Below are 24,980 nucleotides of genomic sequence, written 5' to 3' on the forward strand. Positions count from 1 at the left end.
ACCAGCAGGCACAGCAACGAGGCGTCGACGACGCTGCGAAGCGGTGGCGTCGACGAACTCCGGTTTCCCGAGCACTTTCTCTGGGGGGCGGCCACCGCCGCGTACCAGATCGAGGGTGCGGCCCGCGACGACGGCCGCGGTCCATCCATCTGGGACACCTTCAGCCGCACGCCGGGCAAGGTGTACCAGGGCCACACCGGCGACGTCGCCTGCGACCACTACCACCGGTACACCGACGACGTGGCGCTGATGGCCGAGCTGGGCCTGCGGGCGTACCGGTTCTCGGTCGCCTGGCCGCGGATCCAGCCCGACGGCACAGGCCCTGCCAACCCGCGTGGGCTGGACTTCTACGACCGGCTCACCGACGCGCTGCTCGATCGGGGAATCGACCCGATCGTCACGCTCTACCACTGGGACCTGCCGCAGTCCCTCGGAGACCGGGGTGGCTGGACCAACCGGGACACCGCCGAGCACTTCGCCACCTACGCCACAGCTGTGTACGCCCGCCTCGGCGACCGCATCGACGTGTGGACCACGCTCAACGAGCCGTGGTGCTCGGCGTACCTCGGTTACGCGAACGGCCTGCACGCGCCGGGCGAACAGGACCCGGCGGCGGCCTTCACCGCCGTACACCATCTGCTGTTGGGGCACGGCCTGGCGGCGCGGGCGCTGCGGGCGGCCGGCGCGCGCAGCGTGGGCGTCACCGTCAACCCGGCCGACGTACGCCCGGCCGACCCGGAGAGCGCGGCCGACGCCGCAGCGGTCCGCCTTGTCGACGGCCTGCACAACCGGATCTTCCTCGACCCGCTGCTGGCCGGCGGCTACCCGGACGACGTCCGGGAGCACGTGGCCCGGATCGTCGAACCGACGTTCATCCGCGACGGCGACGAGAAGCTGATCGCCGCCCCGATCGACCTGCTCGGCATCAACTACTACGCCCCGAGTTACGTGGCCGGTCGGCCCGACGGCGCCGGCAACGGCGCGTATCCGGGCACCGAGGGCGCTGTGCACTTCCTGCCGCCGGCCGGGCCGCTCACCGACATGGGCTGGATGATCGAACCGGCCGGGCTCACCCGGTTGCTGGAGCGAATCGCCACCGACTACCCCGGGGTGCCGCTGCTGATCACCGAGAACGGTGGGGCGTTCCCCGACAAGCCGGGCGCCGACTCGCCCGACGGTCCGGCGCAGGTGATCGACGCCGATCGCATCGCCTACCTCGACGGGCACCTCCGCGCCGCGCACGAGGCGATCTCCCGGGGCGTGGACCTGCGCGGTTATCTCGTATGGTCATTCCTGGACAACTTCGAGTGGGCGGAGGGTTACCGCAAGCGGTTCGGGATCGTGCACGTCGACTACCTGACCCAGCGGCGCACACCGAAGGCCAGCGCCCGGTGGTACCAGGAGGTGATCTCCCGGAACGGGCTGTGACGAGCGGGGGGAAGGCGCGATGACGACGGCGCAGCGGCCGACGCTCGAAGCGGTGGCAGCGCGGGCCGGTGTGTCCCGCGCCACCGTGTCCCGGGTGGTCAACGGCTCCACCACCGTCGCCGAACCGATCCGCGAGGCGGTCACCCGGGCGGTCGCCGAGCTGGGGTACGTCCCCAACCTGGCCGCCCGCAGCCTGGTCACCCAGCGCACCGACTCGATCGCCCTGGTCATGCCGGAGGCGGCCACCCGGGTCTTCTCCGACGACCAGGTCTTCCCCGGCATCATCCGAGGCGTCAGCCAGGAGTTGGAGGCCGCCGACAAGCAACTGGTGCTGATGCTCGCCGGCTCCCCGGCCGGGCACCACCGGGTCGAGCGGTACACCACCGGCCGGCACGTCGACGGCGTGCTCTTCGCATCGCTGCACGGCGCCGACCCGCTGCCCGGCACGCTGGCCCGACTCGGCATCCCGGTGGTGGTCAGCGGTCGCCCACTCGGCGACGTGCCCGTCCCGTACGTCGACGTCGACCACGTGGCCGGGGTGACAGCAGCCGTCCGGCACATGATCGACAGCGGTCGTCGACGGATCGCGACCATCGCCGGGCCACAGGACATGGTCGCTGGGATCGAACGGCTCAGCGGCTACCGCAGCACCGTCGCCGACGCGGGGCTGCCCGAGCTGATCGCCATCGGTGACTTCACCCGGGAATCCGGGTCGGCGGCGATGCGCCTCCTGCTCACCGAGCATCCCGACCTGGACGGCGTCTTCGCCGCCTCCGACCTGATGGCGCACGCCGCCCTGCGGACGTTGCGCGAGGCTGGTCGGCGGGTGCCGGACGACGTGGCGGTGGTCGGCTTCGACGACATCGAAACCGCCGCCTACACCGAACCGCCGCTGACCACCGTCCGGCAACCGATCGTGGAACTCGGCCGCCGGATGACCCGCCAACTGCTCCGACTGGCCGCCGGGGAGACCATCGAGCAGGCGATCATGCTCCCCACCGAGCTGATCCGCCGCGCCTCCGCCTGACCGCGCCTCCGCGCGGTCCGCGCCGCCGCGCGGACCGCGCCGGGCCCGGGCCCGCACCCGCACCCGCACCCGCACCCGCACCCGCAAGATCCGCGCAACTTCAGGGAAATAGTGGCCTCACGGCGCCCGGAGGCCCCTATAACCCTGAAGTTGCTGCCTGGTGCCCGGTCGCGCCTGCGGGGACGTGTCGTTAATGCGTCGCTCGGGCGGGCGATCCTGGTTAGCCTCGCCGACATGCCGGATCCTGTCTCGCTGCTGCACGTCCCCGCCCTCTCCGACGCGGCCGAGTACGCGTACGCGGCCACCGTCGACGCACCTGCCCGGTTGGTGTTCACCGCCGGGGCGTGCCCGCTGGACACCGAGGGGCGCACTGTCGCGCCGGGTGATCACGCCGCGCAGGCCCGGCAGGTGATGACGAACCTGGCGACCGCCCTCGACGCGGCCGGGGCGCGGTTGACCGACGTCGTCAAGACCACTGTCTACGTGGCGTCGTCGCAGCAGGCTGACCTGGTGACCGTCTGGGAGGTGGTGCGGGACTTCTTCGGTGACCACGACCCGCCGAGCACCCTGCTCGGGGTGGCAGTGCTCGGCTACACCGACCAACTGGTCGAGGTCGAGGCCGTCGCGGCCGTACGGATGGGGGCCTGACATGCGCATTCGTGTGGCGCAGCCGGACGACGCCCCGGCCGTGGTGGCCCTGCGGGCGATGGTCTTTCCGTATCTGGTGCGCGGGGTCGAGTCGACCCGGAAGATGATCGCCGAGCCCCCGCCGGAGGAAGCCTGGACCGCCTTCGTGGCGGAGGTCGACCACCAGGTGGTCGGCTGGGTGTCCGCCGAACAAATCGGCACGACATCGGTGGCGAACGTCGGTGGGATCAACCTGCTGCACGTGCACCCCGAGCATCGGCGACGCGGCATCGGCACTGGGCTACTGGCGGCCGCGACCGACTACCTCCGCCCGCTGGGAGTCCGCCGGGTGCGTGCCACGGCACAACCGGAGGCGCTGCCGTTCGCCAGCCGGCACGGCTACGAGCCCAGCCGCGAGGTGCGCTACTCGGCGCTCGATCTGAACCCGGCACCCGTGCTACCCGATCCACCCCCGGGCGTACGGCTGCGCCCGATCGCCGACCTGGATCCGCACCTGCTGTACGCGGCAGACGTGGCCTCTGCCGCCGACGAGCCGGGCGACGTGCCGGTCGACAGCAAGAGCTACCAGAGTTGGCAGTACGACGTCTGGGACAACCTCGGCCTGGACAAGACAGCCAGCATCGCTGCCGTGGTTGACGGGGAGGTGGTCGCCTTCAGTCTGGTCAAGCGCGACGGGGACCGGATGTGGTCGGACTACACCGGCACCATCCCGGCATACCGAGGTCGAGGTTTGGCCCGGCTGGCCAAGACAGCGGCGCTGCACCAGGCTGCCGCGAACGGCGTGCGCGTCGCGTACACCTCGAACGACGCGGCGAACGGGCCGATGCTCGCGGTCAACGCCCGACTGGGCTACCGACCGGTGGCATCCCAGTGGACCTGCCTGGCCGACCTGACGGTCCTGACCTGACCTGACCCGCGCCCGCCCGCAGAAAGTGCAAGATCGCGAGAAGTGCGCGGCTCAACCTCGTCGATCATGGACTTATGGTGCCCAATTTCTTACGGCAGGAGCACTTTGTCACCCAGCACAACTCCATGATCGACCCCTCAGCGCGGGTTGACTACGGATTCTCGAAGACCTGACGTGCGGTGGCATACGTGTCGGGGCCGAAGAGCACCAGGCGGGCTTCGGTGACGGTGGCCGGGGTGGCCCCGCGCAGCACCGCCAGCGCCTGACCGACAGCGTCGTCGACCGGCCAGCCGTAGATGCCGGCGGAGATCAGCGGGAAGGCCACGGTGCCAGCGCCCAGTTCGTCGGCCACCCGGAGGCTGTTGGCGTAGCAGTCGCCCAGCAGCGCCGACCGGTCCTCGGTGGCCGACCAGACCGGCCCGACGGTGTGGATCACCCAGCGGGCCGGCAGTTCCCCGGCCGTGGTCGCCACCGCCTGGCCGGTGGGCAGACCCCTGCCGTAGCGGGACGCCCGCAGCGCCCGGCACTCGGCCAGGATTGCCGGCCCTCCGCGCCGGTGGATGGCACCGTCGACCCCACCGCCGCCGAGCAGGGACGAGTTCGCGGCGTTCACGATGGCGTCCGCCCGCTGGGTGGTGATGTCCCCCTCGACCAGGGTGATCTCCATGTCAGCTCTCCTCTATCGACTGGCCCATCGAGCGGCGGGCCAGCAGCGTGGCACCGGCGACCGCGGCCGGCATGATCAGCACGGCGCCGAGCGGGATCAGGAAGCAGAGGAAGACGGCCACGCCGAAGCCGAGCGCGGTCGGCCGGTCGGCCTTCAGGATCGTCCGGCGCTGCGGCAGCCGCATCCCGCGGCGGTAGAACGGCGCGCCGACGAGCTCCACGGCGAGGAACCAGCCGCCCACGGCGGCCCCGATGACCGGGACGACCGTCTGGCCGACCACCGGAATGAAGCCGGCGAGGAAGAGCGGGATGCCGACCAGCGCCGTGAGCGCCACCAGGCGTACCGAGTCGGCGAGGCTGCGGCGCAGTGACGACCAGAAGGGCACGTCCACAGCGTCCGGCGTGCCGCCGTACCGCTGCTCGACCTGCTCCGAGATCTTCTCGTAGAACGGGTCGCCGATGACCAGGGTGACAGCGGTGAAGGTGAGCACGCCGAGCAGGCCGCCGACCCCCAGGAAGGCCAGCCCGGCGATCACCCGGACCAGGCTGCGGCCGGTGCTCGACCAGTCGTCGGCGAACGGGGTGACCAGCGCGGCGAGATCGTCCACGAAGTACACGAGCGTGGCGAGCGCGGCCAGGAAGAGTACGCCGGAGATCAGCGCCGGCACGATGCCGAGCAGCATCAGCCCCGGGCTGCGAACGTAGAGGCCCAGCCCGCGCAGGAGCAGCCCAGCCCCGACGAGGAAGCGTCCGACGGCCCCGGTCACCGGGCTGGCGATTCTGCTGGCATCCACGATCGAGCAGCCTAACCAGCCGTGATCGAATCCGCCGGGCGGAGCGCTAGCAGCGGCTCGCCGCGTACGCATCAACCGGTTGACGGACGGCAGCGATCCACCGGGGACGCCGGTACCCGTCGCCGACCGGTCGATTCGCCGCCGCGTCACCCCGACGACCCTTGAGGGGTACGAAGTCAGCGGCGGCGGAAGGCGACACGATGCCGGTCATCGAGGTGACCCACCTGAAGAAACGGTACGGCGACCTGGTGGCGGTGGACGACGTGTCGCTCACCGTGGAGGCCGGGGAGATCTTCGGCGTCCTCGGTCCGAACGGCGCCGGCAAGACCACCACTGTGGAGTGCGTCGCCGGGCTCCGCGTCCCCGACGGGGGCGGGGTGTCGGTCCTCGGGCTCGACCCCCGCCGGGACGCGGCCCAGCTACGCCAGCGGGTCGGGGTGCAACTCCAGGAGAGTCAACTGCCGGACCGGTTGCGGGTGGCCGAGGCGCTGGAGTTGTACGCCTCGTTCTACAGCGACCCCGCCGACCCGGCCGGGTTGATCGACAAGCTGGGTCTCGGCGAGAAGCGGAACACCGCGTACAAGAAGCTCTCCGGCGGTCAGAAGCAGCGGCTCTCCATCGCGCTGGCCCTGGTCGGCAACCCGGAGATCGCCATCCTCGACGAGCTGACCACCGGGCTGGACCCGCAGGCCCGCCGGGACACCTGGGGTCTGATCGAACAGGTCCGCGACAGCGGGGTGACGATCGTGCTGGTCACCCATTTCATGGAGGAGGCCGAGCGGCTCTGCGACCGGGTCGCGGTGATCGACCGGGGTCGGGTGGTCGCCCTGGACAGCCCGGCGGGCCTGGTGTCGACGGTGGCGCCGGAGCAGCGGATCCGGTTCCGGCCGTCGGCCCCGGTCGACGACCGGCTCCTCACCGACCTGCCCGAGGTGTCCGCCGTGCACCGCACCGGCAGCCAGGTGGTGGTGACCGGCACCGGTGAGTTGCTGCACGCGGTCACCTCGGTGCTCGCCCGTCACCAGATCGTCGCCGCGGACCTGCGGCTGGAGCAGTCCACCCTCGACGACGCCTTCGTCGAGCTGACCGGGCACCGGCCCGCCAACTGAGAGGGAGCCACAATGCACGCCTTCCGCCAGATCCTGAAGGTCGAGGCGCGGCTCTATCTGCGGGACCTGCCGACGCTGCTCGTCACCGTCGGGCTGCCCACACTGATCCTGGTGGTGCTCGGGCTGGTCCCCTCGCTCCGTAAGCCGGATCCGACATTCGACGGGCAGACCTTCGTCAGCTACTTCGCCCCGTCGCTGCTGGTGGTCACCCTCGCCATGGTCGGGGTGAACACCCTGCCCGCCGTGCTGGCCACCTACCGGGAACGCGGCGTGCTACGTCGGCTGGCGACCACCCCGGCGCATCCGGCGGCCCTGCTCGCCGCCCAACTGGTGCTGGCCCTGGCCGGGATCCTGGCCAGCGCACTGCTCCTCATCGTCGTTGCCCGGCTGGCGTTCGGGGTGCCGCTCCCCCGGCACCCGCTCGGCTTCACGCTGGCGTTCATCCTCGGCACTGCGGCGCTGCTGGCGCTCGGCCTGCTGGTCGCCGCCGTGGCCCGCACGACGAAGGCGGCACAGGCCCTGGCGGTGCCGCTGTTCCTGGTCACCATGTTCTTCGGCGGGGTCTACCTGCCCCGGTTCCTGCTCCCGGACGTCGTGGCGCGGATCGGCGACTACACGCCGCCCGGGGTGCAGGCGCTCCTCGACGCCTGGACCGGCACCCCGCCCCAGCCGCTGCACCTGGGGATAATGGCGGTGATCGCCGTGGCGGCCGGCGCCGGCGCGGCGAAACTGTTCCGCTGGGAGTGAGCGGAGATGCGATGACCTGCAACGGTGGGCGCGACCGTCTGACCAGTTGGCGGGAGCGCGAGGCGACCCTCTACCGGGTGTTCCCCTTCGGCGGGCTGGCCCTGGGCACCCTGCTGGCCCTCGTCGCACCGGCACCCCACCATCTCGGCGCGCTGCCCACCCTCGCCGTCGCCGTGGCAGCCGGATGCTGGGTCGCCTGGTTCGTCACAGTGCACCCCAACTGGCAGAGCCGGCGTGGGCTGATGGCGGTCTACTACGCCGGGCTGCTCACGTTCGCCGCCGCACTGGTGGCCGCCAGTCCGTGGTACGGCTTCTTCGCCTGGATCGGCTACATCCACGCCTTTCCGGTGCTGCCCGGGCGCTGGCGGGTCGCCGGTGTGGTCACCACGGCCGCCCTGGTCGCCACGTCTCAGGGCGGAGGTCTGTCGGTTGCGGTGTCGCACTGGCCGCTCTGGCTGGTGCTGGTGCTGTTCAACCTGGTGGTGGCCGGCTCGGTGAGCTGGTTCGCGATGGTCGCCGAACAGGAGGACGCGAAACGCAAGCGGTTGGTGGCGGAACTCGGCGAAGCCAATCACCAACTCACCGAGACGGCCAGGGAGAACGCCGGGCTGCACGCCCAACTGCTCACCCAGGCCCGGGAGGCCGGCGTGCTGGACGAGCGGCAACGGATGGCGCGGGAGATCCACGACACCCTGGCGCAGGGGTTGACCGGCATCATCACCCAACTGGAGGCGGCCGAGCAGAGCCGCGACCGGTCCGCCGACTGGCGTCGGCACGTCGACAACGCGCTCGCGCTGGCCCGGGAGAGCCTCACCGAGGCCCGCCGCTCGGTACAGGCGGTCCGCCCGGAACCGTTGGAGACGGCCCGGCTACCCGACGCCCTGGTCGAGCTGGGCGGCCGCTGGTCGGCCCTCAACGGGGTACGGGCCGACGTGGCCACCACCGGCACGCCCCGCCCGTTGCACCCGGAGGTGGAGGTGACACTGCTGCGGGCCGCCCAGGAGGCGCTGTCCAACGTGGCCCGGCACGCCGCCGCGTCACGGGTCGGGCTGACCCTGTCGTACATGGCGGACGTGGTCACGCTCGACGTCCGTGACGACGGGGCCGGCTTCGACATCACCGACCGGCCGGTGCCCCGCGAGTCAGGTGGCGGGTACGGGTTGACCGCCATGCGGCAGCGGGTGACCCGGGTCGGTGGCGAGTTGGCAGTCGAATCCGAGCCGGGCAGCGGCACCGCCATCTCGGCGTCCGTCCCCGCGCTACCCGGAGGTGCCGGTTGACCGCCCCGGTACGACTGCTGATCGTCGACGACCACCCGGTCGTGCGGGATGGCCTGCGGGGGATGTTCACCGGTGACCCCGATTTCGAGGTGGTGGGTGAGGCGGCGGACGGTTCGGAGGCGTTGGTCCTGGTCGCGACGCTGCGGCCGGACGTGGTGCTGATGGACCTACGGATGCCCGGGATGGACGGGGTGACCGCCATCGGCAGGCTGGCCCGCGCCGGCAGCGCCGCCCGGGTGCTGGTGCTCACCACCTACGACACGGACGCGGACGTGCTGCCGGCGATCGAGGCCGGTGCGACCGGTTACCTGCTCAAGGACACCCCTCGGGAGGATCTGGTTCGCGCGGTCCGGGCGGCGGCCCGGGGTGAGTCGGTGCTCGCGCCGAGCGTCGCCGGCCGGCTGATGGGTCGGCTGCGCGCTCCCGCCGAGGAGCCGCTCAGTCAACGGGAACTGGAGGTGCTCACCCTGGTGGCCCGGGGTGCCTCCAACCGGGAGGCGGCGACCCGCCTGTTCATCAGCGAGGCCACCGTCAAGACGCACCTGCTGCACGTGTACGCCAAGCTCGGGGTCAACGACCGGGCTGCCGCTGTGGCCACCGCGTACGACCGGGGGTTGCTGACGCCCGGCGGGCGGTGAACGGCACCGGGCAGGATGGGTGGGTGCGCGCGTCCCGACTGATCTCGTTGCTGTTGCTGTTGCAGGCGCGCGGGTCGATGACAGCGAGCGAGCTGGCGCGGGAGCTGGAGGTTTCCGAGCGGACCGTCTACCGGGACGTCCTGGCGCTCTCCGCGGCGGGCGTGCCGGTCTACGCCGACCGGGGGCGGGCCGGCGGGTACCGCCTGCTCGGCGGGTACCGCACCCGACTGACCGGGCTGACCCGCGACGAGGCGGAGGCGCTCTTCCTCGCCGGGCTGCCCGGGCCGGCAGGCGAGATGGGGCTCGCCGACGCCGTCGCGTCCGCAGAGCTGAAGGTGCTCGCCGCGCTGCCACCCGCCCTGCGCGACGCGCCGGCCCGCGCCGGGCAGCGGTTCCACCTGGACGTACCGGGCTGGTTCCGGGAGACCGCGCCACCGCTCTGGCTGCCCGAACTGGCCCGGGCGGTCTGGGCGGACCGGGTGGTGGAGCTGCGCTACCGACGCGGCGACCGGGAGGTGACCCGCCGGGCCCAGCCGTACGGCCTGGTCCTCAAGAGCGGGGTCTGGTATCTGGTCGGCCGGGTCGGCGAGAACGTGCGCACCTACCGGGTGGACCGGGTCACCGCTGTCGAGGTGGGCGACGAGCACTTCGATCGCGACGAGGGCTTCGACCTGGCCGGGCACTGGCGCGAGCAGGCCGGGTCGTTCCTGCGGACCATGCTGCGGGCCGAGGTCGCCGTCCGGCTGAGCCCCGCCGGCCTGCGCCAGCTCCGGCACCTGGTCGATGCCCCCTTCGTGTACGACGAACTGGTCGCCGCCGCCAGCCCACCCGACGGGCAGGGCTGGGTGGTGGCGCGGCTGCCCGTCGAGTCGGTCCAGGTGGCGTACCACCAACTGTTGGGGCTCGGCCCCGAGGTCGAGGTCATCGACCCACCCGAGCTGCGGCAGTTGTTCGCGGACAGCGCCGACCGGCTCTCCGCGCTCTACCGGTAGCCGGTCACGTCCGCCGGTTTGCCGGCGTCGACCACCTCGGTGATGTAGCGGAAACCCTCGGGTTGGCTGCCGTCGAGGTCGGTGAACCCGTACACCTTGGACAGCGTGCCGGCGTCGACAGATTTGCCGCTCCAGCGGGCCTTCTCCTCGTCGGCGGCGAGCGCGGCCACCGCCCGGCCGACGAAGGCCGGGGTCTCCGAGATGAGGAAGTTCGGGTCGGTGGCGGCGCCGTCGCGCCAGTTCTCCTCTGTCACGCCGAAGTGCTCCAGCATCGCCTCGGAGCGGATCCAGCCGGGGGTGAGCGCCACGGCCGTGCAGCCGTGCGGCTTCAGCTCGTGCGCCTGGCTGAAGGCGAGCCGGTTGACCGAGACCTTGGCCAGGTCGTAGAAGACCGACAGCCGGTAGTTCTCGTCGTTGTACGCAGTGGTGCCGTCGCCCATCTCCACCACCAGTCCGCCGGGCTTGCGGATCAGCAGCGGCAGGGCGAAGTGGCTGGTGATGATGTGCGTGTCGACGGCCAGTCGCAGGGTACGGAAGCCGGCGTCGAGCGGCTGCTCCCAGACCGGCTTGTTCCAGGTGACCAGCGGGTCGCCGCCCCAGATGTCGTTCACCAGCACGTCGAGTTGGCCCTGCTCGGCGTCGATCCGGGCGACCAGGTCGCGGACCTGCTCGGGCACCAGGTGATCGACCTGGACGGCGATGCCGGTGCCGCCGGCCGCGCTGACCAGCTCGGCGGTTTCCTCGATGGTTTCCGGTCGGTCCATCTCGGAGCGGCCGGCCCGGGTGCTGCGACCGGTGGCGTAGACAGTGGCACCGGCCGCGCCGAGCTGAACGGCGATCTGCCGCCCGGCCCCACGGGTGGCACCGGCGACGAGCGCGATCTTTCCGGTGAGCGGTTGCGTCATGCCTGCGACGTTGTCAGGAATACCTGACAACCGACGTCCGAATTCGTTGATCGATCTAGTCCACCAGTCGGACCCGGACCCGGCGGTTGGCCCGACCCTTGCTCTCCACCTTGACCACCTGCACCTTGCCGATCTGGGCGGTGGAGGCGACGTGGGTGCCGCCGTCGGCCTGCACGTCCAGCCCGACGATGTCGACGATCCGGACCTCCTGCTCATCCGGCGGGATGAGGTTGGACTGGGTGCGGATGATGTCCGGCAGGGCCAGCGCCTCGGTGCGCGGCAGCACCCGGGTGGCGACCGAGCGGTCGGCGGCCACCTCGGCGTTGACCAGCTCCTCGATGCGGCTCTTGAAGTCCGGGGGCACCTCGGGGAGGTTGAAGTCCATCCGGGCCTCGCCCGGCTCCATCGAGTTTCCGGTCACGAGCGCGCCGAAGTCGCGGAACACCACACCGCAGAGCACGTGCAGCCCGGAGTGGGTACGCATCAGCCGGGTGCGACGCTCGTCCTCCACAGCGCCGACGACAGCGGTGCCGACCGGCGGGAGCGGGTCACCCTCGGCGGGGATCAGGTACGGGTCGTCGCCCTTGCGGGTGCCGACGATCCGGGTCTGTACGCCCTGCCAGAGCAGTACGCCGTGGTCGGGTGGTTGACCACCGCCGCCCGGATAGAACGCCGAACGGTCCAGCACGATGCCCTGCTCCGCGTCGGCGTGCAGGACCGTGCAGGTCCATTCGCGCACTGTCGGGTCGGCAAGGTCCAGCCGGTGCGTCCGGCCATGCTGTGTGACGCCCATGACAGGGCAGGTTACTCGTTCAGGAAGCCGGAGATGCGGTCCCGCAGATCGGCGCGTTCCGACCAGAGCACCCCGGGCCGGTCGTACACGTGCAGGGTGGCCTGGGGTAGTGCGACGGCGAGCCGCTCGGCGACCTCGACCGGGTGCAGGTCGTCGCCCGCGCAACCGATCACCAGCGCCGGCGCGGTGACCGCCGTCAGGTCACCGATCTGGCGCAGCGGCGTCTGGTCGGTGAGCGTTGCCAGCCCGTCGGCCAGCCCGTCGCGGAGCAGCTGGTCGAGCCGTTGCCGCAGGTACGCCCAGCCGGCCGGGGTGTTGCGCACCGCCGGGGGCAACTCCAGCGTGACGATGTCGGCGACCTCCGAGGCCACCCCGCTCTCCACCGCCTCCAGCAGGTCGGTGACGCGTTCCCGGGCGGTCGGCCCGCGTGGCTCGTCGAGGACCGCGGGCAGGAAGAAGACCAGCTTGTCGAAACGCTCCGGGCTCTCCGTGAGGAGTCGGCAGAGGGCGCCCGCGCCGAGGCTGGCGCCGAACGCCCGGCTGGCGCCGCCGAGGTCGGCGATCGCCCGCAGGTCCCGGGCAAGGTCCAGGTAGTCCCACGGCCCGGGCGGGGCTTCGGAGCGGCCGTGCCCGCGGAACTGGAAGAACAGCTTGCGGCCGTTCACCCCACTGCCGAACGGGCGGGTGGTGGCGATGCCCTGGCCCAGGCCGTGCGCGAACACGGTGACCGGATCACCGGTGCCGGTGACCAGCCGCTCCAGCCGTACGCCGTGCGGGGTGGTGACCAGCTCGGTCTCCGGTTCCGGCAGCGCCGGCCGGCCGGTACGCGGTCCACCCGGCCCGGGCCCCCAGGTGCGGGGCCCGCTGTCGGGTGGGGGCGGCCAGCGAAAACCTCTCACCAGAACCCTTTGCCGTCGCTCAGGTCGCGCAGACCGACCCGGACGTCGAGCAGGTAGATGAGCGCGGCGGCGATGCCGATCAGCCCGAAGAGGCTGATCGGACCGAAGCCGAGCAGGGTGAGCACGAGGCAGACCGCCAGGATGGCGATCCAGCCGCCCTTGGGCAGCGTGCCGATGGCGGGGAAGGCGTCGGAGCGCTGCGTGACGGCGTGCACCAGCGCGACACCCTGGATGATCAGCGCGAAGACGAGCAGAATCAGCTCGATCACGTAGCGGACTTCGAACGCGAAGATCGGCGCGGCGTTGGCCATGCCGGCCAGTTTATGTCCACGACCCCGGCTACGTCCGACAAGGACGCCGCCGGGGTCGTCGACCCGACGTAGTTACTCGGCGGCCGGGCGGGTCCGCTTGGTGGCCCGGGGGAGCTTCGCCGACGGGGTCTCGACCGGCTTGGCAGCCTTCGGCGCACGGGCGACCTTCTTGACCGCGGCCGGCTTGGCCTCGGCGATCTCGGCCACGTCGGCCGGGGTCGGCACGTCGGCGGGGGCCGCGGCGGTGGGGGTGGTGACAGCCGCGGTGGCGGCCGGCGTCACGGCCTCGGTGGCCTCGATGTCGGCATTGACCGTCTCAGCGGCCTCCAGCACGCCGGCACCGACGACCCGCTCGCCCCGGGCGACCAGCGCGCCGTACGCGGCGAACGCGCGCTCCTGGGCGACCTGGGCGCCCGCGACCACCAGGGCGGCGTTGCGGGTAGCGGCGGCGCGCAGCTTGTCGATGTCGGCCACCTCGCGCAGCTTCGCCAGGTCGGCGGTCTCGTTGGCGGTGCGCAGCGTCTCGGTTGCCTTCTGCTTCAGCTCGAAGCCGGTCAGCACGGCCCGACCACCCAGGTCGGCGACGACCCGGGTGCTGAGGACACCGACCACGGCCGGCAGCTTGCGCAGCTGCTCGATGGCCAGCTCACCGGCGCCGGCTGCGGCGTAGATCGGGGCGGGGATGCGGTTGGTCTTCGGCTCGCTCATGACGTCTCCTCTTCGGCCGCCTCGGCGGCCTTCTTCTTCTGGGGGATGCTGGTGCTGCCCGGGGCGGGGGCGGTGCCCGCCTCGGTGACGGCGACCGACTCGAGCACGGCCTCGGTCGGGGTGCCGCCCACTGTGGTAGGGCCGGTGGCAGCCACATTGGCCAGGTCGGCGGCCTGGCTGGCGGGCTGATCCGCTGGCTGGTCGGGCTGGGGGGCCTCGGCTTCGGCCTGGGCCTCGGCCAGCCGGGTGTTCTCCCGGCGGAACGTCTCGTAGATCTGACTGAGCGACTGCTTCTGCGCCATCGTCAGGTCGGCGTCCACGGCGATGGCGGCGAGCACCCCGTGGCCTTCCTTGTCGTCGAGCAGACCGGCGCGCAGGTACATCGCCGGCGTGGAGACCCGCAGCGCGCTCGCCAGTTGCTGGAGCACCTCGGCGCTGGGTTTGCGCAGGCCGCGCTCGATCTGGCTGAGGTACGGGTTGCTGACCCCCGCCTGCTCGGCGAGCTGCCGTAGCGAGATCTTGGCGTTGCGCCGCAGATCGCGGATGAACCCGCCGACGTCGGGAAGGTCCTTGGGTGTGGCCATGGCAGCGACGCTAACCGCCCGCGCTAGCTCCTGCAAGCAAAACGCTAACCATAGTTAGCAAGGTCTCAGCATCCCGTTTGCGCGCCGCTCGCCCGGTCCGTACGGTCCGTCCGTGCACAAGATCGCAGTCAATGGAGCAAGCATCGCGTACGACGAGGCCGGCACCGGTTCGCCAGTCGTCCTGCTGCACGCCGGAATCGCCGACCGGCGGATGTGGCGGGAGCAGGTGTCCGCGCTCGCCGCCCGGCACCGGGTGATCGTCCCGGACCTGCGCGGCTACGGCGACTCGGAACTCCCGCCGGCCCCGTTCGCGCACCACGACGACGTGGCCGGGCTGCTGGACGCCCTCGACCTGCCCCGGGCCGCCCTGGTGGGCTGCTCCTTCGGTGGGGCGGTCGCCATCGACACCGCGCTGGCCCACCCCGACCGGGTGAGCGCGCTCGCGCTGTTCGACACGGCGGTCTCCGGCAACGAGTGGTCCGACGAGGCGAACGACCTCTGGGACGACCTGGTCGGCGAGGTCGACCCGGACGACTTCGCCGCCGGCGCGGCCGGTGAGGTGCGGTTCTGGGTGGTCGGCCCGGGACGCCAGCCGGAGGACGTCGACAGGGAGCTGCTCGCGTTCGCGCAGGAGATGGACCAGCGTGCCCTCGCCGCCGAGCTGGCGTTGGGCGCGGTCGAGGTGGGAGAGCTGACGCCGCCAGCGATCGGCCGTCTCGGCGAGCTGAAGATCCCCGTCCTGGTCACCGCCGGCGCCGCGGACGTGCCGGACATCAGTCGACTCGCCGACCGGATCGCCGCCGAGGTCCCCGGCGCGGTACGACTGCCCGACGTGCCGGACGCCGCGCACCTGCTGCCGCTGGAGCGTCCGGAGCCGGTCAACGCCGCGTTGCTCGACTTCCTGAGGTAGAGCACAGTCACCAGAGCGGGCGGACCGCCCCCACCGGGACCCCGCCGCCGAAGAGCGGCACCTCGGCGTACTCGGTGAGCACCGGGGCGTCCACGCCGAGCCGACGCAGCGCGGAGACCAGCACCGGCATCCGAGCCCGGTCGGCGCCGTCGTCGATCTTCAGTGCGACGGCGCCGACGCCCGGCAACGCCACGGCGATCACGCCCTCGGCACCGACCTTGGCCAGCAGCCCCGGCACCCCGCGCATCAGCCGGGTGTCGTCGGCCTGGGTGCCACCCACGATCTCCGGGTACGCCCGCATCGCCTCGGCCACCATGCGCGGCACCGAGCCCGGCTCGGCGTCGACCAGCCGGAGGTACGCCCCGGCCAGGCCGGTCAGCGACACCGCGAGGACCGGGGCACCGCAACCGTCGACCCCCACCGCCGCCGCCTGCTCACCCGTGAACTCCTCGATGGTGGCCCGCAACCGCTGCTGTAGCGGGTGCTCCGGCCGCCAGTAGCCCTCCCGCGACCAACCGGCGGCCTCGCAGGTCAGCAGCATCCCGCTGTGCTTGCCGGAACAGTTCATCTGCACCCGGCTCGGGCCACCACCGGCGCGGAGCACCGCCTCCCGGGCCGCAGCGCCCACCGGCAGGTCGGGCGGGCAGTGCAGCGCGGACGCGTCCAGCCCGGCGCGCTCCAGCAGCGCACCGACCCGGGCCAGGTGGAACTCCTCGCCCGCGTGACTCGCCGAGACCAGCGCCACGTCGGCCGGGTCGGTCAGGGCCAGACCGGCCCGGATCATCCCGATCGCCTGCATCGGCTTGCTGGCCGAGCGGGGGAAGACCGGCGAGGTCACGTCCCCGGCGGACGCCACCGCGACACCGGCGGCGTCCAACACCACCACCGAGCCGCGGTGCACACCCTCCACGAACCCGGACCGAACCACCTCGGCGAGCGGCGCGCCGCCCTCGTACGTCTTCGTCACGCGCTGGACGGTACCGACGGTCCGGGGGTGCCCGGCGGCGGGGTGACCAGGAGGTCCACCGCCCGGGTGACAGGAGCGCGGGGCAGACCCGGCCTTACAGCCCGAGCAGCTCGCGGGCCTCGGTGGTGGTCAGCGGCGGGCGCTGAGCGAGCTGGGCGAAACCCACCGCGCGAGCGACCAGCTGCATGTTGGACTCCACCGGGCGGCCCTTCGCGTACGTCACGGTGTCCTCCATGCCGACACGCAGGTGCCCGCCGGTCGACAGCGAGGCCAGCAGCACCGCGATGGTGCTCCGACCGACGCCGGTGGCCGAGAAGGTGGTGCCCTCGGGCAGGTCCCGCAGCATCCGGTGGGCCGCGACCAGGGTCTCGGTGGTGCCCGGCATACCGCCCGGCACGCCCATCACGAAGTCGACGTGTACGTGCCCGCCGGCCGGCAGGCCGTACCTGCCGAGCAACCGCTGCAACGCGGACAGGTGGCCCAGGTCGAAGATCTCGTACTCCGGCACGATCCCGCGCTCCTGCATCCGGGTGTGCAGGTCGACGATGAACTCCCAGCGGTTGAGGAAGACGTCGTCGCCGAAGTTGACAGTGCCCATGGTGCAGGAGGCCATGTCCGGACGGGCGTCGAGCACGGCCAGCCGGGCGGCCTCCGGGTCGGTCACCGCGCCGCCGGAGGAGAGCTGCACGATCAGGTCGGTGCTCTCCCGCAGCGCCGCCACCGTGTCGGCCAGCCGCACCGGGTCGAGCGTCGGCCGGGCCTCGTCGTCGCGGATGTGGACGTGGATCACGGCGGCGCCGAGCGCCTCACACTCCTTGGCGGTGAGCAGCAACTCGTCGAGGGTCACCGGCAGCGCCGGCACCTCCGCCTTGGCCGACTCAGCGCCGGTCGGGGCCACCGTGATCAACGTCCCTGTCGTCATGCCGGCGATCCTAGACGCCCCGCTCAGGACGGGTCGATCGCCGCCGCGGTCTCGCCGATCAGCAACGCCGCGTCGTCCGGGACGTTCCGCTTCAGCACCGCGAGGGCGACCTGACCCAACTCGTGGTGCAGCACGGCGGTGCCGACGAAGCCGACCGCCCGGCCGTCGAGGGTCACCGGCGTACCGGCCACCGGCGGCTGGTCGGTGGTCACCCCGTCCAGGTGCAGCAGTACGAGGCGACGCGGCGGCCGGCCCATGTTGTGCACCCGCGCCACCGTCTCCTGCCCCCGGTAGCAACCCTTGTCCAGGTGCACCGCCGGAGCGATCAGGTCGACCTCGGCCGGGATGGTCCGGTGGTCGGTGTCCACCCCGACCCGGGGCTGCCGGGCGGCCACCCGGATCGCCTCGTACGCCCAGAGCCCCGCGACCGGCACCCCGGCGCCACGCAACTCCGCCACCACCTGATCCATCGCCGACCGGGGCACCAGCAGGTCCACCCCGAGCGGACCACGTCGGGCCCAGCCGCCGATCGGCAGCGGCTTCACGTCGTACCGAGCGCCGGCCCGCTGTGGCACGGCACCGTGCGCGAACTTCGGACCCGGCACCGCGACCACGTCCGGTGCCGCCAGCCCGGTCACGCCGAGCGTCCCCAGCGCCTCCATGGCCGCCGGCCCGACCAGCGACAACAGCGCGCGCTCGGCCGTCGCGTCGCGTGGTTCGACCTTGCTGAAGAACCGCATCTTCTCCAGGTAGGTCAGCAGGCCCTCGGTCGCCCCCGGCTCGGTGTCCAGCCAGGCGGTCTCGCCGTCCTCGGCGACCATGGCGTGCTGCTCGACGTGGCCGTGCGGCGACAGCACCAGCAACTCGGTGCCCTCCCCCGCGGAGAGCGCAGTCAGGTGCTGCGAGGTGATCGTGTGCAGCCAGCCGGCCCGGTCCTCCCCGGGCACCGCGATGACCCCGCGATGCGACCGGTCCACCAGACCCACAGCGGTGTCGAGGGTGCGCTGCTCACGCAGCGGGTCGCCGTAGTGCGCGGCCACCCCCCGCACGCCGACCGCGACGTGCGCCGGATCCGGCTGGTCGCGGCTGGCCTCGTCGATGCTCTCGACGGCCACCGCACCCGCGATGTCGATCATTTCTCGTCCCCGTTCTCGCAGCGTGCGCAGACGCCGAAGAGTGACACGTGCCCGATGTCCACCCGGAACCCGCGCTGCGCGGCCAGCTGGTCGGCGAGGGGGCGGAGCAGCTCGGGATCGATCTCGTCGATCGCGCCGCACTCCCGGCAGACCAGGTGGACGTGTTGGTGTTCACCGGCGGCGTGATAGGTCGGTGAGCCGTGCGACAGGTGCGTGTGGGTGACCAGACCGAGCCGTTCCAGCAGCTCAAGCGTGCGATAGATGGTGGTGATGTTGACGCCGGCGGCGACCTCCCGGACCGCGGTGTGCACCTGCTCCGGGGTGGCGTGGCCCAGATCGAGCACCGCCTGGAGGACGAGCTGCCGCTGGGCCGTCAGCCGCAGCCCACGGGCCCGCAGCATTTCCGCGAGGGAGGATTCGGACACCGTCCGATCATAGTTCGGCCACCAGGCTGTTCTCCGCACCGCGATCGATCACCGCTACGCTCGACGGTCATGGTGCTGTCGTCCGTCGGGAAGGTCGCGGCCGACCCGGCCGCGCGGATCGCCGTTCTGGGCCGCGGCCCGGTGCCGCCCGGCGACCCGGTGCTCCGCGGTGACGACCTCGGGGTGCTGCACGGCGACGGGCTCTTCGAGACCATGCACCTGCGCGACGGCCAGCCGTGGCTGCGCGACGAACACCTGGCCCGCCTGGCCACGGCGGCCGCCGCCGTCGAGCTTCCCCTGCCCCCCACCGCCGCGCTGATCGACCTGCTGGACGAGGTACGAACAGGCTGGCCAGCGCCTGTGGAGGGCGCACTTCGGCTGGTCTGCACCCGAGGCCCGGAGGCCGGCGGCCCGCCCACTGTCTACGCCACGCTGGCCGAGGTGCCGGCGGCCTCCCGAGCCGCCCGTCGGGACGGAATCACTGTGGCCACCCTGCCGCTGGGGCTGCCCGCCGCCGCCCGCACCGGGCTGAGCTGGCTGCCGGCCGGCATCAAGTCCACGTCGTACGCGGTCAACAGCGCCGCCCGGCGCTGGGCCCGCCGGGCCGGCGTGGACGACGTGCTCTGGATCTCCTCAGACGGGTACGCGCTGGAAGGTCCGACCGCCAATGTGGTGTGGCTCACCGACGACACGCTCTGCACGGTGCCGGCCGCCAGCACCGGCATCCTCGCCGGCACCACAGCGGCCTGGCTGCTCGCCCACGCCACCGAACTGGGCCTGAGCGCCGCCGAGCGGATGGTCACCACCGCCGAATTGCACGCGGCGGACGGCGTGTGGTTCACCTCGTCACTGCGCGGAGCCGCCGAGGTCCACAGCCTGGACGGGGTCCGTCGGGCACGCTGCCCGCGCACCCCCGCCCTACAGGCAGTGCTGGGTTACCCCGTCTAACCAGCCGACCGTCGAGGTCAGCCGCCGACCCGGACGAGACGGGCCGACAGGTGCGGGCTGAGCCCGTGCCCCATGGCGGCCATCTCCTGGGCGTAGAGCAGCGCGCCCTCGACGATGCCGAACAGCCGGTGCCCGCCGGTGACCTCCTTGGCGGTCGGAGTCCGGATCACCGCGTCGGTGGCGAACTCGACCTGCGTGCCGGTGCGCTTGCCCAGGTGCAGCTCCATCACCCCGGTCGGGGTGGTCAGCAGCGCCTCCAACTCGTCGGTCGCCCGCCCGTCCACCAGCACCGGCCGCCACCAGCCGACCTCGCGACCGGCCGGACGGACCGGCTTGCTCTGCTCGTCGAGGATCCAGGCACGCGACTCGTAGTGCAGGAACGGTCGGCCATCGTGGCTGATCCGGATCTCCTGCGCGTAGTCGAAGTCGTCGATGGTGGGGAAGCCGCCCTTGCCCCGCCCGCGCCACAGGCCGATGTACGGCAGCAGGGCATCCAGCGCGGGGTGCAGCTTCGGCCCGACCCGCAGGTCGTGACTCTCCTCGAACGGGTACTCCTCGACCGGCGGCGCGTTCAGCCACGGCGGCTGCAGCGGGTTCTCGCTCATCAGCGTCACCAGCGTCCTCTCGAAATGCGTACGGCAAGGTAGACCAGGCCACCGGCGAGCCCGCCCAGGCCAGCGACCAGCAGGCTGACAAACCCGATCTCGGTAACCATCCCGGCCATCCTATGCTGGGCCCATGGCCCGCACTCTCGTCGTCAAGGCCACCGCTGGGGCGGACGCCCCGGAGCGGTGCGCGCAGGCATTCACCGTCGCCGCAACGGCGGTCGCGGCGGGGGTGGACGTCTCACTCTGGCTGACCGGTGAGTCGACCTGGTTCGCGCTGCCCGGTCGCGCCCAGCAGTTCGACCTGCCGCACTCCGCGCCCCTGGCCGAGTTGCTGCACGTCATCCTGACCAGCGGCCGGGTGACCGCCTGCACGCAGTGCGCGGCCCGACGGGAGATCGGCCCGGACGACGTCCTCCCCGGGGTCCGGATCGCCGGTGCCGCGGTCTTCGTCGAGGAGGCGTTGGCCGAGGGCGCGCAGGCGCTCGTCTACTGACCGCACGGCGGCGCCGGGTCGATCCGAGCGGAGTGCCGATACCGACCCGACATCTCGGACGGCTGCCTACGATTCGGATGTGACCGAGGCGGCGGAGAGTTTCTTCGAAGCACTACCGTCGCGCGCTCCCGACGTGCTGGGTGGCCTGGCCGACGGCACCCTCCAGATCGACCTCGGCGAGGACCACCGCACCGAACACTGGCGGGTCCGGATGCGGCCCGGGTCGGTGCAGGTCAGCCGAGGGCGTGGCCCGGCCGACGCCATCTGGTACAGCGGCGCCGCCCTCTTCGACCGGCTGATCAGCGGCGAGGCCCAGGCGGTCGCGGCGGTGCTGCGCAACGAGAGCACGTTCAGCGGGAACGTGGTGCTCTTCCTCGCCTTCCGCCGGTTCTTTCCGAACCCGCCCGGCACCCGCGACCCCCGCGAAACGGCCCGTCGAGCAGCCGGGCGACTCAGGTGAAGGACCTCGTCAGCATTCTGGACGGCAACACCTTCCTGGTCAGCGACCGGCGTGGGGACGTCGAACCGTCCTACGACTTCCCCACCGGGCTGTTCTCCTTCGACACCCGCTTCCTGTCCACCTGGGTGCTCACCCTGGACGGCGAACGGCTGCACGCCCTCTCCGTCGACGATGCCGAGTCGTACCGCACCAAGTTCTTTCTCGCCCCCGGCGAACCCACGCACTATCTGGACGCCAAGGCGTCGGTGATCCGCAGCCGGGCGATCGTGGGCAGCTTCGAGGAGGAGCTGACAGTGCTGAACCACCTCGGCGCGGAGCTCGAGTGCACCGTCCGGATCGAGATGGGGGCCGACTTCGCCGACCTGTTCGAGATCAAGAACTCTCGGCAGAAGCGGGGCCGGACCACAGTCACTGTCGCCGAGAAAGAGCTGCGGCTGACCTACCGGCGGGAGGCGTTCCACCGCGAGACAGTGGTCCGCACCACAGCGCCGGCCCAGGTCGACCACACCGGAATGACCTTCCGGATCCGGATCGCCCGCAACGGCAGGTGGACCACCCGGCTGCACGTGTCAAGCGTCGTCTTCGGGGCCCGGGGCGAGGACATCCGGGCCACCCTCCCGTACGGCGGCAGCCGCAGCGCGGACGCCATCCGGGCCGAACAGCAGGAGCTGATCGACAGGGCGCCGAAGCTCGGCTGCGACTGCGAGCCGCTGGCCGGGGCGTACCGGCGCAGCCTCAACGACCTGGCCGCGCTGCGCTACGAGTCGATCGCCCTGGGCGTACGGCTGATCGCCGCCGGACTGCCCTGGTTCATGACCCTGTTCGGCCGGGACAGCATCATCACCTCGTTGCAGGTGCTGCCGTTCCTGCCGGAGCTGGTCCCGCCGACCATCCTGATGCTGGCCGGACTACAGGGGCACCGGGTGGACGACTTCCGGGACGAGGAACCCGGCAAGATCCTGCACGAGCTGCGGTACGGCGAGACCGCCGGCTTCGAGGAGCAGCCCCACTCGCCGTACTACGGGTCGGCCGACTCGACTCCCCTGTTCATCATCCTGCTCGACGAGTACGAGCGGTGGACCGGTGACGCCGCACTCGTCCGCAAGCTGGAGCCGCAGGTCCGCGCGGCGTTGCGGTGGATCGACACGTACGGTGACCTGCTCGGCACCGGCTACCTCTGGTACCAGACCCGCAACCCGGAGACCGGCCTGCAGAACCAGTGCTGGAAGGACTCCTGGGACGCCATCTCGTACGCCGACGGTCAGCTGCCCGGGTTCCCCCGGGCCACCTGCGAGTTGCAGGGCTACGCGTACGACGCGAAGATCCGGGCCGCCCGGCTGGCTCGGACGTTCTGGAACGACCCGGAGTTCGCCGACGAGCTGGAGCAGCAGGCCGCCGACCTCAAACGGCGGTTCGACCGCGACTTCTGGATCGCCGACCGGGAGCACTACGCGCTCGCGCTGGACGCCGACGGCCGGCAGGTGGACGCGCTGACCTCGAACATCGGGCACCTGCTGTGGAGCGGCATCGTGGACGAGTCGCGCGCCGGCAAAGTGGTCGAGCACCTGCTCGGGCCACGACTGTTCTCCGGCTGGGGGGTGCGGACCCTCGCCACGGACGAGGGGCGGTACAACCCGATCGGCTACCACGTGGGGACGGTCTGGCCGTTCGACAACTCGATCATCGCCTGGGGGTTGTGGCGGTACGGCTTCCGGGAGGAGGCCGGGCTGCTCTGCGACACGATGCTGGCGGCGTCCCGCTACTTCGAGGGTCGGCTGCCGGAGGCGTTCGCCGGCTACGCCCGGGACCTCACCGACTACCCGGTGGAGTACCCGACCGCGTGCAGCCCGCAGGCCTGGTCGACCGGCACCCCACTGCTGCTGCTGCGGGTGATGCTGGGGTTGGAGCCGCAGGGCGAGCACCTGATCATCGACCCGGCCGTGCCACCGGGGATGGGCCGGGTCGAGCTGCTGGACATCCCCGGCCGGTGGGGCATGGTCGACGCGTTGGGCCGCAGCCGGGAACCGGAGGACCAGCCGGACAAGGGCTGACCCGAGCGGGCCGCCCTGCTCAGCCCGGGCAGCCGACGGTGGCGGCCAGTCGGGTGGCGTCCGGGCTGATCTCGGCCAGCACCGTGACGGCACCGCTGCGGTACGCGTACACCGGGGGTTGGTCCAGCAGTGGGGCGTTGCCGGCCAGCGGGGCGAGTGCGGCCGTCGAGGCCGCCGGGCCGGAACCGTTCGCGGACCACGCGGTGCGGGCGACCCCGCCGCCCGGGCAGGGCGCGGTGACCAGCTCCGACGCGGCGTCACCCGGCCGGTCGAGTGCCAGCAGCGCGGCGGTCAGCGCGGCGGTCTCCGGGCCGGCAGCGGTGGCCGGGGACGGCGTGTAGCCGGCGCCGACCGGCCGGCAACCGGTGTCGACGACCAGTCGCACCCGGCCGTCGACTGTCGGCCGACCCTCGACGGCCACGAAGTCTCCGGCGTCGGCACGTAGCTCCGGGCCGTCCACCCCGGGCCCGACCCCGGCGCGCCAGCTCGCCGGCAGCCGGTCAGCGATGCCGGCCAGCACGGCCCGCTCGTCACCGGTGGCCGCGAGCACCCCGACCTCGCGTCGCAGCCTCGCCCCGTCCTCGAACGGGGTGACCCGGCAGCCGGACGCGATCCGCGCCGGGCCCAGTTCCAGCAGACCGGCGGCACCCGCCGCGCGGGCCAATTCGCCGACCGCCCGGTCGACCACCGGGCCGGCCTGATCGAGGGAACGCTGTTCGCGCACTGTCGGCGGGTCGTCCCGCACCGACACCCAGGTGAGCCCGGCCAGCAACACGGCCCAGGCCACTGTCACGGCCAGCAGCCAACGCCGCCGCGACCGGGCCGGCGCCGGCGCGGCGGGGCCGGCCGAAGAGGCCCAACCCGTCTGGACAGCACCGCTCACCCGGCCATGGTGTCACGCGCCCGCCGCCCGGCCGGCGGCGGAGGCGTCCGGCAGGGCCGGGGGCGGCCGTGGGTCAGCGGTCGTTCCGCCGGGGCGGCGGGTCGAGTCGATAGCCGACCCCTCGCACGGTGTGCACCTGCGGCCCGCCCGGCAGGCCCCGCAACCTGCGGCGAAGCCGCTTGATCGTGGACTGGAGCGCTGCGGTGTCCGCACCACCCAGCGCGGAGGCGCAGAGCTGTTCGTAGCTCCACACCGCCAGCGGCGGGCCGATGAGCAGGACGAGCAGCTCCCGTTCGGTGGGGGTCAGTGGGAGCGGCTCGCCACGCCAGGTGACCTGGTGTCCGGCCCGGTCGACGACCAGCTCACCCCACTCCACCAGACCCCGCGCCTCCACCCTTGGGGGGACCGGCCTGACGGCCGGCGCCGGGGCACTCGGCGACGAGAACAGCAGTGCCCGTAACTGGACCAGGTCTTCGCAGCTCACCACCTGACCAACCCCGTCGAGCTGTCGCCGCACCCGCTCAAGCATCAGGGCATCCGCACTGACGCAGACGATGATCGGAACCCTTTGACCGGACGACACGTCGCCGTCCGCACCAACCGTGATCTCCACTCCTAGATAGTGACGCACGCCAATGGATCTGATTGGACCGCCCGCGCTGTTGGCAACACAAAGATTTCTCCCGATTACCACAGGACGCACCCGCTCGCGCCCCGCATCGCCGCATCACTCACAACCAG

At 72.1% G+C, this 24,980-nt stretch carries 30 protein-coding genes; 14 read left to right on the forward strand and 16 right to left on the reverse strand.

Translation table 11 applies throughout. From position 1 onward, the window contains the following. Window positions 1-33 precede the first annotated feature (33 nt). The 4 genes from IW249_RS06670 to IW249_RS06685 all read left to right on the forward strand — a co-directional run bounded on the left by IW249_RS06670 (window position 34) and on the right by IW249_RS06685 (window position 4,010). Window positions 34-1,428: a GH1 family beta-glucosidase gene (locus IW249_RS06670; protein ID WP_196924663.1), complete on the forward strand. Its 1,395-nt coding sequence runs from the start codon at window positions 34-36 to the stop codon at window positions 1,426-1,428. 19 nt (window positions 1,429-1,447) lie between these two features. After that, window positions 1,448-2,455 (forward strand): LacI family DNA-binding transcriptional regulator, encoded by a 1,008-nt coding sequence (locus IW249_RS06675; RefSeq protein ID WP_196919952.1) that lies wholly within the window; start codon window positions 1,448-1,450, stop codon window positions 2,453-2,455. Between the two features lie 234 nt (window positions 2,456-2,689). After that, complete coding sequence (locus IW249_RS06680; RefSeq protein ID WP_196919953.1) at window positions 2,690-3,103, forward strand: RidA family protein; 414 nt, start codon at window positions 2,690-2,692, stop codon at window positions 3,101-3,103. Between the two features lies 1 nt (window position 3,104). After that, a complete protein-coding gene (locus tag IW249_RS06685; protein WP_196919954.1) occupies window positions 3,105-4,010 on the forward strand; it encodes a GNAT family N-acetyltransferase in 906 nt (301 codons plus the stop codon). Window positions 4,011-4,161: 151 nt separating this feature from the next. On the opposite strand, the gene IW249_RS06690 is transcribed toward IW249_RS06685, so the two are convergent. Together IW249_RS06690 and IW249_RS06695 are read right to left on the reverse strand one after the other, a co-directional pair. Continuing rightward, window positions 4,162-4,677 (reverse strand): O-acetyl-ADP-ribose deacetylase, encoded by a 516-nt coding sequence (locus IW249_RS06690; protein WP_196919955.1) that lies wholly within the window; start codon window positions 4,675-4,677, stop codon window positions 4,162-4,164. 1 nt (window position 4,678) lies between these two features. Beyond that, window positions 4,679-5,470 (reverse strand): EI24 domain-containing protein, encoded by a 792-nt coding sequence (locus IW249_RS06695; RefSeq protein ID WP_196919956.1) that lies wholly within the window; start codon window positions 5,468-5,470, stop codon window positions 4,679-4,681. Between the two features lie 200 nt (window positions 5,471-5,670). Here IW249_RS06695 and IW249_RS06700 point away from each other — a divergent pair, with 200 nt between their 5' ends. The 5 genes from IW249_RS06700 to IW249_RS06720 are packed head-to-tail and all read left to right on the forward strand — an operon-like array spanning window position 5,671 to window position 10,236. Beyond that, window positions 5,671-6,579, forward strand: coding sequence for an ABC transporter ATP-binding protein (locus tag IW249_RS06700; protein WP_196919957.1), 909 nt, complete (start codon window positions 5,671-5,673; stop codon window positions 6,577-6,579). A 12-nt stretch (window positions 6,580-6,591) separates the two neighbouring features. Next, the gene (locus tag IW249_RS06705; protein ID WP_196919958.1) at window positions 6,592-7,326 is read left to right on the forward strand and encodes an ABC transporter permease; all 735 of its coding nucleotides are present in this window, start codon (window positions 6,592-6,594) and stop codon (window positions 7,324-7,326) included. Between the two features lie 11 nt (window positions 7,327-7,337). Further along, complete coding sequence (locus IW249_RS06710) at window positions 7,338-8,606, forward strand: sensor histidine kinase (protein WP_231392430.1); 1,269 nt, start codon at window positions 7,338-7,340, stop codon at window positions 8,604-8,606. Beyond that, window positions 8,603-9,244, forward strand: a complete 642-nt coding sequence (locus IW249_RS06715) for a response regulator (protein WP_196919960.1) — start codon at window positions 8,603-8,605, stop codon at window positions 9,242-9,244. The genes IW249_RS06710 and IW249_RS06715 overlap by 4 nt, the downstream gene beginning before the upstream one ends. Before the next feature lie 23 nt (window positions 9,245-9,267). Further along, entirely contained in the window at window positions 9,268-10,236 is a 969-nt protein-coding gene (locus IW249_RS06720) for a helix-turn-helix transcriptional regulator (protein WP_196919961.1), read from the forward strand. On the opposite strand, the gene IW249_RS06725 is transcribed toward IW249_RS06720, so the two are convergent. The 6 genes from IW249_RS06725 to IW249_RS06750 all read right to left on the reverse strand — a co-directional run bounded on the left by IW249_RS06725 (window position 10,227) and on the right by IW249_RS06750 (window position 14,436). Continuing rightward, the gene (locus IW249_RS06725) at window positions 10,227-11,141 is read right to left on the reverse strand and encodes an SDR family oxidoreductase (protein ID WP_196919962.1); all 915 of its coding nucleotides are present in this window, start codon (window positions 11,139-11,141) and stop codon (window positions 10,227-10,229) included. The two genes, IW249_RS06720 and IW249_RS06725, sit on opposite strands and share 10 nt — an antisense overlap. A gap of 55 nt (window positions 11,142-11,196) precedes the next feature. Further along, window positions 11,197-11,934, reverse strand: coding sequence for an alanyl-tRNA editing protein (locus IW249_RS06730; protein ID WP_124820337.1), 738 nt, complete (start codon window positions 11,932-11,934; stop codon window positions 11,197-11,199). Between the two features lie 11 nt (window positions 11,935-11,945). Further along, window positions 11,946-12,833: an alpha/beta fold hydrolase gene (locus IW249_RS06735; protein WP_196919963.1), complete on the reverse strand. Its 888-nt coding sequence runs from the start codon at window positions 12,831-12,833 to the stop codon at window positions 11,946-11,948. Beyond that, window positions 12,830-13,144 (reverse strand): DUF2516 family protein, encoded by a 315-nt coding sequence (locus IW249_RS06740; RefSeq protein ID WP_030327754.1) that lies wholly within the window; start codon window positions 13,142-13,144, stop codon window positions 12,830-12,832. The genes IW249_RS06735 and IW249_RS06740 overlap by 4 nt, the downstream gene beginning before the upstream one ends. Window positions 13,145-13,216: 72 nt before the next feature. Further along, on the reverse strand, window positions 13,217-13,852 hold the full coding sequence (locus tag IW249_RS06745; RefSeq protein ID WP_196919964.1) for a hypothetical protein: 636 nt from the start codon (window positions 13,850-13,852) through the stop codon (window positions 13,217-13,219). Further along, the gene (locus IW249_RS06750) at window positions 13,849-14,436 is read right to left on the reverse strand and encodes a helix-turn-helix domain-containing protein (protein ID WP_196919965.1); all 588 of its coding nucleotides are present in this window, start codon (window positions 14,434-14,436) and stop codon (window positions 13,849-13,851) included. The genes IW249_RS06745 and IW249_RS06750 overlap by 4 nt, the downstream gene beginning before the upstream one ends. A gap of 112 nt (window positions 14,437-14,548) precedes the next feature. On the opposite strand from IW249_RS06750, the gene IW249_RS06755 reads away from it, so the two are divergent. Beyond that, complete coding sequence (locus tag IW249_RS06755) at window positions 14,549-15,346, forward strand: alpha/beta fold hydrolase (RefSeq protein ID WP_196919966.1); 798 nt, start codon at window positions 14,549-14,551, stop codon at window positions 15,344-15,346. Window positions 15,347-15,353: 7 nt separating this feature from the next. Here IW249_RS06755 and IW249_RS06760 read toward each other — a convergent pair whose 3' ends face one another. The 4 genes from IW249_RS06760 to IW249_RS06775 form a co-directional block, all read right to left on the reverse strand. Continuing rightward, window positions 15,354-16,313 carry an asparaginase gene (locus IW249_RS06760; RefSeq protein WP_196919967.1) on the reverse strand — a complete coding sequence of 320 codons (960 nt, stop codon included), beginning with the start codon at window positions 16,311-16,313 and terminating at the stop codon, window positions 15,354-15,356. Window positions 16,314-16,407: 94 nt separating this feature from the next. Further along, complete coding sequence (locus IW249_RS06765) at window positions 16,408-17,235, reverse strand: beta-keto acid cleavage family enzyme (RefSeq protein ID WP_196919968.1); 828 nt, start codon at window positions 17,233-17,235, stop codon at window positions 16,408-16,410. A 23-nt stretch (window positions 17,236-17,258) separates the two neighbouring features. After that, window positions 17,259-18,371: a CAF17-like 4Fe-4S cluster assembly/insertion protein YgfZ gene (ygfZ, locus tag IW249_RS06770; RefSeq protein ID WP_196919969.1), complete on the reverse strand. Its 1,113-nt coding sequence runs from the start codon at window positions 18,369-18,371 to the stop codon at window positions 17,259-17,261. Then, window positions 18,368-18,796: a Fur family transcriptional regulator gene (locus tag IW249_RS06775; RefSeq protein WP_124820328.1), complete on the reverse strand. Its 429-nt coding sequence runs from the start codon at window positions 18,794-18,796 to the stop codon at window positions 18,368-18,370. The genes ygfZ and IW249_RS06775 overlap by 4 nt, the downstream gene beginning before the upstream one ends. Window positions 18,797-18,865: 69 nt before the next feature. Here IW249_RS06775 and IW249_RS06780 point away from each other — a divergent pair, with 69 nt between their 5' ends. Further along, window positions 18,866-19,744: an aminotransferase class IV gene (locus IW249_RS06780; protein ID WP_196919970.1), complete on the forward strand. Its 879-nt coding sequence runs from the start codon at window positions 18,866-18,868 to the stop codon at window positions 19,742-19,744. Between the two features lie 17 nt (window positions 19,745-19,761). Here the strand turns inward: IW249_RS06780 and IW249_RS06785 are convergent, their stop codons facing one another. Both IW249_RS06785 and mtfM read right to left on the reverse strand, forming a co-directional pair. Next, a complete protein-coding gene (locus IW249_RS06785) occupies window positions 19,762-20,352 on the reverse strand; it encodes a heme-binding beta-barrel domain-containing protein (protein ID WP_196924664.1) in 591 nt (196 codons plus the stop codon). Window positions 20,353-20,354: 2 nt separating this feature from the next. After that, a complete protein-coding gene (mtfM, locus tag IW249_RS34715; RefSeq protein WP_030327764.1) occupies window positions 20,355-20,459 on the reverse strand; it encodes a small membrane protein MtfM in 105 nt (34 codons plus the stop codon). Between the two features lie 23 nt (window positions 20,460-20,482). Between mtfM and IW249_RS06790 the strand changes: the two genes are divergently transcribed. The 3 genes from IW249_RS06790 (at window position 20,483) to IW249_RS06800 (ending at window position 23,356) form a co-directional block, all read left to right on the forward strand. Further along, window positions 20,483-20,845, forward strand: a complete 363-nt coding sequence (locus IW249_RS06790) for a DsrE family protein (protein WP_196919971.1) — start codon at window positions 20,483-20,485, stop codon at window positions 20,843-20,845. A gap of 79 nt (window positions 20,846-20,924) precedes the next feature. After that, entirely contained in the window at window positions 20,925-21,305 is a 381-nt protein-coding gene (locus tag IW249_RS06795; RefSeq protein ID WP_196919972.1) for an SCP2 sterol-binding domain-containing protein, read from the forward strand. Further along, window positions 21,302-23,356: an amylo-alpha-1,6-glucosidase gene (locus tag IW249_RS06800; protein ID WP_196919973.1), complete on the forward strand. Its 2,055-nt coding sequence runs from the start codon at window positions 21,302-21,304 to the stop codon at window positions 23,354-23,356. The genes IW249_RS06795 and IW249_RS06800 overlap by 4 nt, the downstream gene beginning before the upstream one ends. A gap of 19 nt (window positions 23,357-23,375) precedes the next feature. On the opposite strand, the gene IW249_RS06805 is transcribed toward IW249_RS06800, so the two are convergent. Together IW249_RS06805 and IW249_RS06810 are read right to left on the reverse strand one after the other, a co-directional pair. Further along, window positions 23,376-24,239 (reverse strand): hypothetical protein, encoded by an 864-nt coding sequence (locus IW249_RS06805; RefSeq protein ID WP_196919974.1) that lies wholly within the window; start codon window positions 24,237-24,239, stop codon window positions 23,376-23,378. A gap of 73 nt (window positions 24,240-24,312) precedes the next feature. Next, the gene (locus IW249_RS06810) at window positions 24,313-24,768 is read right to left on the reverse strand and encodes a winged helix-turn-helix domain-containing protein (protein WP_196924665.1); all 456 of its coding nucleotides are present in this window, start codon (window positions 24,766-24,768) and stop codon (window positions 24,313-24,315) included. Between the last annotated feature and the right edge of the window lie 212 nt (window positions 24,769-24,980).

It is taken from the genome of Micromonospora vinacea (assembly GCF_015751785.1).
Taxonomy (GTDB): domain Bacteria; phylum Actinomycetota; class Actinomycetes; order Mycobacteriales; family Micromonosporaceae; genus Micromonospora; species Micromonospora vinacea.